General features: G+C 71.4%; 7 protein-coding genes and 1 riboswitch. Of the genes, 4 read left to right on the top strand and 3 right to left on the bottom strand.

The genetic code is table 11. The features are described from left to right. Positions 1-110: 110 nt before the first annotated feature. From ACZ3X1_RS34620 to ACZ3X1_RS34610, 3 genes are all read right to left on the bottom strand, one after another. Positions 111-866, bottom strand: coding sequence for an SDR family oxidoreductase (locus ACZ3X1_RS34620; protein ID WP_467283124.1), 756 nt, complete (start codon positions 864-866; stop codon positions 111-113). 58 nt (positions 867-924) lie between these two features. Continuing rightward, on the bottom strand, positions 925-1824 hold the full coding sequence (locus ACZ3X1_RS34615; RefSeq protein WP_467283121.1) for an RNA polymerase sigma-70 factor: 900 nt from the start codon (positions 1822-1824) through the stop codon (positions 925-927). Between the two features lie 78 nt (positions 1825-1902). Beyond that, positions 1903-4245, bottom strand: coding sequence for a chitinase C-terminal domain-containing protein (locus tag ACZ3X1_RS34610; protein ID WP_467283119.1), 2343 nt, complete (start codon positions 4243-4245; stop codon positions 1903-1905). Positions 4246-4543: 298 nt separating this feature from the next. Then, a riboswitch (FMN riboswitch) is annotated at positions 4544-4673 on the top strand. Between the two features lie 222 nt (positions 4674-4895). On the opposite strand from ACZ3X1_RS34610, the gene ribD reads away from it, so the two are divergent. The 4 genes from ribD to ACZ3X1_RS34590 are packed head-to-tail and all read left to right on the top strand — an operon-like array spanning position 4896 to position 8526. After that, positions 4896-5960, top strand: coding sequence for a bifunctional diaminohydroxyphosphoribosylaminopyrimidine deaminase/5-amino-6-(5-phosphoribosylamino)uracil reductase RibD (gene ribD, locus ACZ3X1_RS34605; protein ID WP_467283130.1), 1065 nt, complete (start codon positions 4896-4898; stop codon positions 5958-5960). Next, positions 5961-6590, top strand: a complete 630-nt coding sequence (locus ACZ3X1_RS34600) for a riboflavin synthase (protein ID WP_467283117.1) — start codon at positions 5961-5963, stop codon at positions 6588-6590. It abuts the gene before it with no gap. Then, complete coding sequence (locus ACZ3X1_RS34595; RefSeq protein ID WP_356815285.1) at positions 6587-7240, top strand: nicotinamide mononucleotide transporter family protein; 654 nt, start codon at positions 6587-6589, stop codon at positions 7238-7240. The genes ACZ3X1_RS34600 and ACZ3X1_RS34595 overlap by 4 nt, the downstream gene beginning before the upstream one ends. Beyond that, entirely contained in the window at positions 7237-8526 is a 1290-nt protein-coding gene (locus ACZ3X1_RS34590; RefSeq protein WP_362629091.1) for a bifunctional 3,4-dihydroxy-2-butanone-4-phosphate synthase/GTP cyclohydrolase II, read from the top strand. The genes ACZ3X1_RS34595 and ACZ3X1_RS34590 overlap by 4 nt, the downstream gene beginning before the upstream one ends. Positions 8527-8549 lie beyond the last annotated feature (23 nt).

Here is an 8549-nt window from a genome sequence, read left to right as displayed (position 1 = left end):
GAAGCTCCCGCCCCCTGAAGCTCCCGCCCCCTGAAGCTCCCGCCCCCTGAAGCTCCCGCCCCCTGAAGCTCCCGCCCCCTGAAGCTCCCGCCCCCCGAAGCCCCCGCCGCCTACCGCCCCCGCCCCCGCCCCCGTGCGAACTGCGCGAACGTTTCCGTGCCGACCGCGTGGGCCGGGGTCAGGTTGCCGCCCCGACGGAAGCCCGCGTAGGCCTTGCCCGCCAGGGGGACCGGGAGGACGCGGCGGTGGCGGCCCGTTGCCGACAGGTAGGCGCGGGCCAGGTCCGGCAGGGTGTGGATCTCCGGGCCTCCCATGTCCGGGACCCGGCCCGACGGGGTCGGGACCGCCAGCTCCGCCATGCGGGCCGCGACCTCGCCGACGGCGATCGGCTGCACCCGTACGCCCTTGGGGATCGGCACGACGGGCAGTTTCGCCGCCGCGTCCGTCACCATCGCCACGAGGTCGTGGAACTGCGTCGTGCGCAGGATCGTCACGCCCAGCCCGGACGCCTCCAGCAACCGCTCCACCCGGAGCTTGCGCTTGTAGTATCCGAGCGGGACCACGTCCACCCCGACGATCGAGATGTAGACGAGGTTCCGGACGGTCCCGGCGCGCCGGGCGGCCTCGATCAGGTGCCCGGCGGCCACGTCGTCGCCCTTGCCCGCCCCGCGCGTGTTGCTCGCGCAGTGCACGATCACCTCCGCGCCCGCCAGCGCCGCCTCCAGGCCGGTGCCGTCCTGGAGGTCCACTGGATGGTCCGGAGCGTGCCGGCTCAGCACACGGACCTCGTGGCCGGCCGCCCGCAGGCGTTCGGTGACGGGCGATCCGAGGGTCCCGGTGCCTCCGGTGACGACGATGGTGCTCATGGTGTCGGTCCTTCGCTGGTGCGGTGGGATGTGTGCAGCAGCTGGGACCGGACAGCCCTCAGGAATGTGACAGCTGCCGCCGAAGGAATTCCAGCTTCTCCGGGTTGACCACCGCGCTGATGCCGCTGACCAGCCCATTCTCGAATTCCACCAGCAGGACCGCCACCTCGCCGAAGAGCACTGCGGGCGTGCCGTTGACCTCCGCGACGCTGACCGGCACCCCGGCCACGTACTTCGCCATGGCGCCCACGGCGAACCGGGCCACCTTGTCGCGCCCCAGGATCGGCCGCCGCGCCGCGTTGACCACGCCGCCGCCGTCGGACACGTACCGCACGTCGGCCGCCAGCACCCCCTCCAGTCGGCTGAGGTCCCCGCTGCGGGCGGCGGTCATGAAGGTCTCCAGGAGCCCCTGCCACCGCTCGGGATCGGCGGAGAACCGCTTCTCCCCGGTGGCCGCCCGGTCGGCGGCCACCCGGGCCGCCGCGCGCCGGTGGAGCTGGCGGCAGTTGGCCTCGGTGAGGTCCAGGAGGGTGGAGATCTCCCGGTGGCTGTAGGCGAAGGCCTCGCGCAGTACGTACACCGCGCGCTCGACCGGGGTGAGCTGCTCCAGCAGCAGGAGCAGGGCCATGGACACGCTGTCGCGCTGCTCCGCCGACTCCAGCGGGCCCAGGGTGCCGCCCCCGGTGAGGACGGGCTCCGGGAGCCAGGGGCCGACGTACTGTTCGCGCCGGGCGCGCGCCGAGGTGAGGCTGTTGAGGCAGAGGTTGGTGACGACCTTGGCGAGCCAGGCCCCCGGGTGCTCGATGGCGGCGCGGTCCGCCGCGTCCCAGCGCAGGTAGGCGTCCTGCACGATGTCCTCGGCCTCAGTGGCGGAGCCGAGCATGCGGTAGGCGATGCCGAACATCCGGGGCCGGTGTTCCTCGAAGTCCGCTGCCGACGCGGTGACATGGGTGCTCACCGGACCAGCCTACGAGGGTGGGCGCGGCGGGAACGTGCGAGGACCCGGTGGCCGCCGGGCCACCGGGTCCTCACGTTTTCAGCAGGCGCCCTGGTCCTTCCAGACGCCCCATTCACCCGTGGTGCCGGGTTCCTCGTTCTGCGTCCACCACTGGGCCTTCCAGCTGCGGCCCTTGTGGGAGACGACGTTGCCGCTGTTGTAGACCGTGCCCGCGACGTACGCCGGGTTGGTGCAGGTCCCGCCGGTGGGCGGGGGCGTGGTCGGCGGCGTCGTGGGGGGAGTGGTCGGGGGCTGGGTGCCGCCGCCGGGCTGGACCAGGGTCGTACCGCGGGCCAGGTCCCCGGCGAGGGCGTACGTGGTGCCGGAGATGTTCACCGTCCAGTTGGAGGGGGTGGACACCGGCAGGTAGTAGTTGAACGCCAGGTCGACGGAGGCGCCGGGGGCGAGGGTCTGCCAGGCGGGGAGCTTCAGGGAGACCCGCTGGAAGTCGCCCTTGAGGCCGCCGACGTTGGTGCCGGTGTGGCCGCTGCTGATCACGGCCGTGCCGAAGCCGGACTGGTCGGAGGCGTTGTTCGGGGCGGAGGTGCCGTAGTCGAACTGGAACTCGGTTCCGCCGGGAAGGGTGGCACCGGTGTTGTTGGTGATCCTCAGCTTCGGGGTCAGCGGGTAGTTGGAGTCGCCGAGCTTGAACTCGGTGAACTCCGTCCTGATGTCCACCGCCTGGGTCGGGAGGGTCGAGCCGGCCTTCTTCGCGCCGTACGGGGAGGCCGACTTGAACTTCTGGTACATGGCGTCGGTGAGCGTGTCGCCCATCTCGTACTGGCCCTTGGCCACGTTGTAGGAGTAGTCGCCGGCGAGCTCCCAGACCATCGTGCCGCCGATGCCCTTGTTCACCACGTAGTCGGCCTTGGCCTTGACCGACTGCTCGTCCTCGGTGGAGAGGAAGACCTTCTTCTGCGCGTTCCACAGCCACGGCGCCACCAGGGTGGAGTCGTACTTGCGGGCGTACGTGCCGGACAGGGTGGTGTTCGCCGGGAAGCCGTACTTGGTGACGTAGTCGCCGACGACCCCCTTCTCCAGGTTCTTGGCGTGCCACATCGGGTTGGAGCCCGCCGGGGACTCGGCCCCGTTGGTGTCCTTGTCGTGCCACAGGTTGTCGATGCCGACCGCGCCGTCACCGCACTTGGTCAGGCCCGCGCCGGCCGGGCAGTTGGTCGCGGGGGCCTTGCCCCACAGGCCGTCGGTGCCGCCCTGCACGTTCTTGAAGCCGCGGGTGTAGTAGGGCAGGCCGATGTTGATGCGGCCGCCCGGCATGGAGCCGCGGAAGTAGTGGTAGGCCCAGTCGGTGTTGAGGTAGCCGATGCCGCCGTACTGGGAGGTGGAGTAGACGCCCGCGGCGGCCAGTTCGGCGTCCTTGCCGTCGTCGAAGAGCGAGGCGTTGGGGCCGACGTACTCGTTCCAGGCGCCGTGCAGGTCGTAGGACATGATGTTGACGTAGTCCAGGTACTTCTGCATCTGGAACGTCTCCATGCCCCGCAGCAGGTAGCCGGAGGAGGGGGCGGCGACGGTGAGCAGGTAGTGCTTGCCGTCGGCGGCGCCCGCGCGGTCGAGCTTCTCGCGCAGCGACTTCATCAGGGCCGCGTAGCCCTGGACCAGGCCGGCCCGGCGGGCGTTGGACAGCTGCCAGTCGAGGGGGTTGCCCGCGTCCTTCATCGTGGTCGGGTACTCGTAGTCGATGTCGACGCCGTTGAAGCCGTAGGTGCGGATGAAGTCGACCGAGGACTGGGCGAAGGTGTCGATGCCGGCCTGGTTGACGGAGCCGTCGGCGTTGGTGGCCATCGAGTAGAAGCCGCCGGAGGCGACCCGGTTGCCGTCGTCGCCGAAGTAGCCGCCGGTCTCGGCCCAGCCGCCGACCGAGATGAGCGTCTTGACGTCGGGGTACTGCTTCTTGAATTTGTTCAGCAGGTTGAAGTGGCCCTTGTAGGGGAGCGCCGGGTCCATCTCGGCCCCCGAGACGCCGGGCCAGGTCATTCCGGTGGCGGCGTTGTTCGCGTTGTCGGTGCCGACCGAGATCTTGTTGTCGGCGCCCACGTGGGCGAAGGCGTAGTTCAGGTGGGTGACCTTGGACCACGGGATGTTGTTGGCGAGGTAGGCGGGAGTGCCGTCCTTGCCGGTGCGCCAGCCGGTGAAGTATCCGATGACGCGGCGCTGGTGGTCGGCGCCCATCTTCTCGCGGCCTTCGGAGTCGTAGACCGAGCAGTAGGGAACGTCGACGCCGGCCGTCTTGTGGAGGCCGTCTGGGCGACAGCTCTCGTTGTCGGCCGCGTGCGAGACGCCCGCCGAGAGCCCGCCGGCCAGCAGTGCGGCGATTGCGGCGCCGGATGCCAGGAGCATCGCTCTCGTACGTGTGGGGGACGGCATTGTGCCTCCTGGGGAGGGGAGGATGCAGGACACGGGTGGACACACCATGGAGCAACGTGACTGGTGCAGAAGCTTGTTGGCCCGTGACGTGCGCACATCTGACGGGCTGTTCCCGGGAAGATGAAGGGAACGTTAAGAGGACTAGACCAACCCGTCAATAGGTCTGGACCAACCGCGCTGCCATGCGTCCAGGTCCGCGCCCGGGGTGGCCCCGGAGTCACCCTCTGTGAGCCAGGCCACACCGGATCACCCGCATGGCGGGCGATCCGCCGTGGCAAACTGGCTGGAGTACCAGTAGCAGCGCACTCCGGGGTCGGTGTAATTCCGAACCGGCGGTATAGTCCGCGACCCGTCCGCAGCCAGCGGCCGGTTGACCAGGTGAAATTCCTGGACCGACGGTTAAAGTCCGGATGGGAGGCAGTGCGCGGCGGGCCAGTCACCGGTACGCCGCCGTCGGCGGTTCCTCGGCATATCCCTGCGGACATGCCCGGTCGAACCGTTTCTCCGGCCTCGGCGTCCCCGCGTGACCTGTTCCGCTTCATCTGTCGTATCCCGACAGGCCCCGGAGTCCGTGCCCGATGAGGCAGGAGGACCCGGTGGCGACACACGCCGCGCACGCAGCACCCGCACCCGACGCGGGTACCCGTGCCATGCGACGGGCCGTCGAGCTCGCCGCCCGCGGACTCGGCTCCACCAGTCCCAACCCGGTCGTCGGCTGCGTCATCACCGACGCCTCCGGCGCCGTCGTCGGCGAGGGCTGGCACCAGCGGGCCGGCGGCCCGCACGCCGAGGTCCACGCCCTGCGCGCCGCAGGCGCGGCGGCCCGCGGCGGCACCGCCTACGTCACCCTCGAACCCTGCAACCACACCGGCCGCACGGGGCCCTGCGCACAGGCACTCGTCGACGCCGGCATCGCCCGCGTCGTCTACGCCGTCCCCGACCCGAACCCGCAGGCCAGCGGCGGCGCAGCCACTCTGCGCGCCGCCGGGATCGACACCGCGGCCGGCCTGCTCCGGGCCGAGGCCGAAGCCGGCAACACCGCCTGGCTGACCTCCGTACGGCTCGGCCGGCCCCACGTGACCTGGAAGTACGCCGCCACCCTCGACGGCCGCAGCGCCGCCGCCGACGGCAGCAGCCGCTGGATCAGCTCCCCCGAGTCCCGCGCGGACGTCCACCGGCTGCGCGCCGAGGCCGACGCCGTCCTGGTCGGCGGCGGCACCCTGCGCGCCGACGACCCGCACCTGGCCGTGCGCGGCATCGACGGCGCCACCCAGCCCCTGCGCGTGGCCCTCGACACCCGCGCCGCACTCCAGCCGGCCGCCCGCATCCTCGACGACGCCGCGCCCACGCTGCTGGTCGTCGCCGAGGACGCCGACACCCGCCACCTGCCCGGCGTCGACCTGCTCCGGCTGCCCCTGCGGGACGGCCGCATCCCCGTCGACCTGCTCCTCGCACAGCTGTACGCCCGCGGCGTGCGCTCCCTCCTCCTCGAAGGCGGCCCCACCCTCGCGGGCGCCTTCCTCGAAAACGGCACCGTCGACCGCGTCGTCGGCTACCTCGCCCCCGCCCTGCTCGGCGCCGGCCCCGCCGCCCTCGCCGACGCGGGCATCACGAACATCTCCCGCGCCCTGCGCCTCGACATCACCGAGGCCGTCCGCGTGGGCCCCGATCTGCGCATCACCGCCCTGCCCGCCACCGCCCCCAAGGAGCACTGAGTGTTCACCGGAATCGTCGAAGAACTGGGCGAGGTCACCGCCGTCGAGCCGCTCCAGGAAGCCTCCCGCTTCCGGCTGCGCGGGCCCCTCGTCACCGAGGACGCCAAGCACGGCGACTCCATCGCCGTCAACGGCGTCTGCCTGACCGTCGTGGAGACCGCCGACGGCGAGTTCACCGCCGACGTCATGCAGGAGACCCTCAACCGCTCCAGCCTGGGCGCCCTGACCAAGGGCTCCCGCGTCAACCTGGAGCGCCCCATGGCCCTCGGCGGGCGGCTCGGCGGCCACTTGGTGCAGGGGCACGTGGACGGCACCGGCGAGATCCTCTCCCGTACCCCCTCCGAGCACTGGGAGATCGTCAAGGTCGCCCTCCCGCAGAACCTCTCCCGCTACGTCGTCGAGAAGGGCTCCATCACCGTCGACGGTGTCAGCCTCACCGTGGTCGAGGCCGCCGCCGACTGGTTCACCATCAGCCTCATCCCCACCACCCTCGCGCTGACCACCCTCGGCATCAAGCAGCCCGGCGACCCGGTCAACCTCGAGGTCGACGTCCTCGCGAAGTACGTCGAACGCCTCCTCGCCGCCGGCGTGGACCCGCTGCACGCCGACCCGACGGGAGAAACCCGGTGAGCGCCCTGAACTGGCTCAACGCGGAGGCGTTCACCGTCCTCGGCCAGAAGGTCATCTGGTCCGACATGATCGGCAACCTGATGGGCCTGGCCGCGCTCGCCCTCGGCTGGCGCCGCTCCATATGGACCTGGCCCGCCCAGCTGCTCTCCGGACTGATCCTCATCGCCGCCTACGCCTCCGCGCACCTCGCCGGCGGCGTCGGCAAGCAGCTCCTCGTCATCGGCGTGGCCGTCTTCGGCTGGACCGCCTGGCAGCGCGGCAAGCAGCAGGCCCAGGACGGCTCCATCGCCGTACGCACCGCCACCTGGACCGAGCGCGGACTGCTCCTCGGCGGAGCGGCCCTCGGCACCCTCGCCGTCGGCGGCCTCTTCACGCTCTACCCGTCCCTGTCCTGGAGCCCCTGGGCCGACGCCTACATCTTCGTCGGCACCATCGTCGCGATGGTGGCGCAGGCCCGCGGCCTCGTCGAGTTCTGGTTCGCCTGGCTCCTCGTCGACCTCGTCGGCGTCCCCCTCGCCTTCACCGGCGGGCTGGCCTTCTCCGGACTGGTCTACGTCGTCTACTTCGCCCTCGTGGTGTGGGGCGCCTACGACTGGTATCAGCGCTCCCGCACCACTCCCGCCCCGGCCCTCGAAGGAGCAGCGGCATGACCACCCTCAAGCCCGTGCCCGACATCCCCGAAGAGACCTTCCGCCTCGACCCCGTCGAGCAGGCGATCCGCGACATCGCGGCGGGCCGGCCCGTCGTCGTCGTGGACGACGAGGACCGAGAGAACGAGGGAGACCTCGTCATCGCCGCCGAGAAGGCCACCCCCGAGATCGTCGCCTTCATGATGAGCGAGTGCCGCGGCCTGATCTGCGCGCCCATGGAGGGCCCGGAGCTGGACCGCCTCGAACTCCCGCAAATGGTCCAGAACAACACCGAGTCGATGCAGACCGCCTTCACCGTCTCCGTCGACGCGAGCGCCGCCCACGGCGTCTCCACCGGCATCTCCGCCGCCGACCGCGCCACCACCCTGCGCCTCCTCGCCGACGGCGTCAGCGGCCCCGGCGACTTCGTCCGCCCCGGCCACATCTTCCCCCTGCGCGCCAAGCCCGGCGGCGTCCTGGTCCGCAACGGCCACACCGAGGCCGCCGTAGACCTCGCCCGCCTCGCGGGCCTGCGCCCGGCCGGCGCCATCGTGGAGATCGCCGGCGAGGACGGCGTCATGCTGCGCCTGCCCGAGCTGATCCCCTTCGCCCGCAAGCACGGCCTGACGATCATCTCCATCGAGGACCTGATCGCCTACCGCCGCTCCGCCGAACCCACCGTCCGCCGCGAGGCGGAGGTCAACCTGCCGACCGCCTTCGGCGACTTCACCGCGCACGGCTACCGCTCCACCGTCGACGGCGTCGAGCACGTCGCCCTCGTCCACGGCGAGATCGGCGACGGCTCCGACATCCTGGTCCGCATGCACTCCGAGTGCCTGACCGGCGACATCTTCGCCTCCCAGCGCTGCGACTGCGGCCCCCAGCTGCACGCCTCCATGGAGCGGATCAAGACCGAGGGCCGCGGCGTCGTCGTCTACCTGCGCGGCCACGAGGGCCGCGGCATCGGACTGCTGTCCAAGCTGCGCGCCTACGAGCTCCAGGAGCGCGGCCGCGACACCCTCGACGCCAACCTGGAGCTGGGCCTGCCCGCCGACGCCCGCGACTACGCCGCCGGCGCGCAGATCCTCGCCGACCTCGGCGTGCACGGCGTCCGGCTGCTGACGAACAACCCCGACAAGTCCGCCGCCCTGGAACGGCACGGCATCACGGTCACCAGCCGGGAGGCCATGCCGGTCGAGGCGGGCGAGCACAATCTGCGGTACCTGCGCACCAAGCGGGACCGGATGGGCCACGACCTGCCCTGGCTGGACGGGCCCGTGACCACGTCCGCCTGCGGCAACCAGTAAGCACGCACCACCACCCGTACGTA

Source organism: Streptomyces sp. NPDC023541 (assembly GCF_055559995.1).
The sequence above is the reverse complement of the archived record's forward strand: the minus strand, read 5'-3'. Positions and strand labels throughout refer to the sequence as shown.

Coding starts and splice junctions, on each gene's coding strand:
- ACZ3X1_RS34590 (WP_362629091.1), top strand. CDS start 7,237: ATGACCACCCTCAAGCCCGTGCCCGACATCCCCGAAGAGACCTTCCGC.
- ACZ3X1_RS34610 (WP_467283119.1), bottom strand. CDS start 4,245: ATGCCGTCCCCCACACGTACGAGAGCGATGCTCCTGGCATCCGGCGCC.
- ribD (WP_467283130.1), top strand. CDS start 4,896: ATGCGACGGGCCGTCGAGCTCGCCGCCCGCGGACTCGGCTCCACCAGT.
- ACZ3X1_RS34620 (WP_467283124.1), bottom strand. CDS start 866: ATGAGCACCATCGTCGTCACCGGAGGCACCGGGACCCTCGGATCGCCC.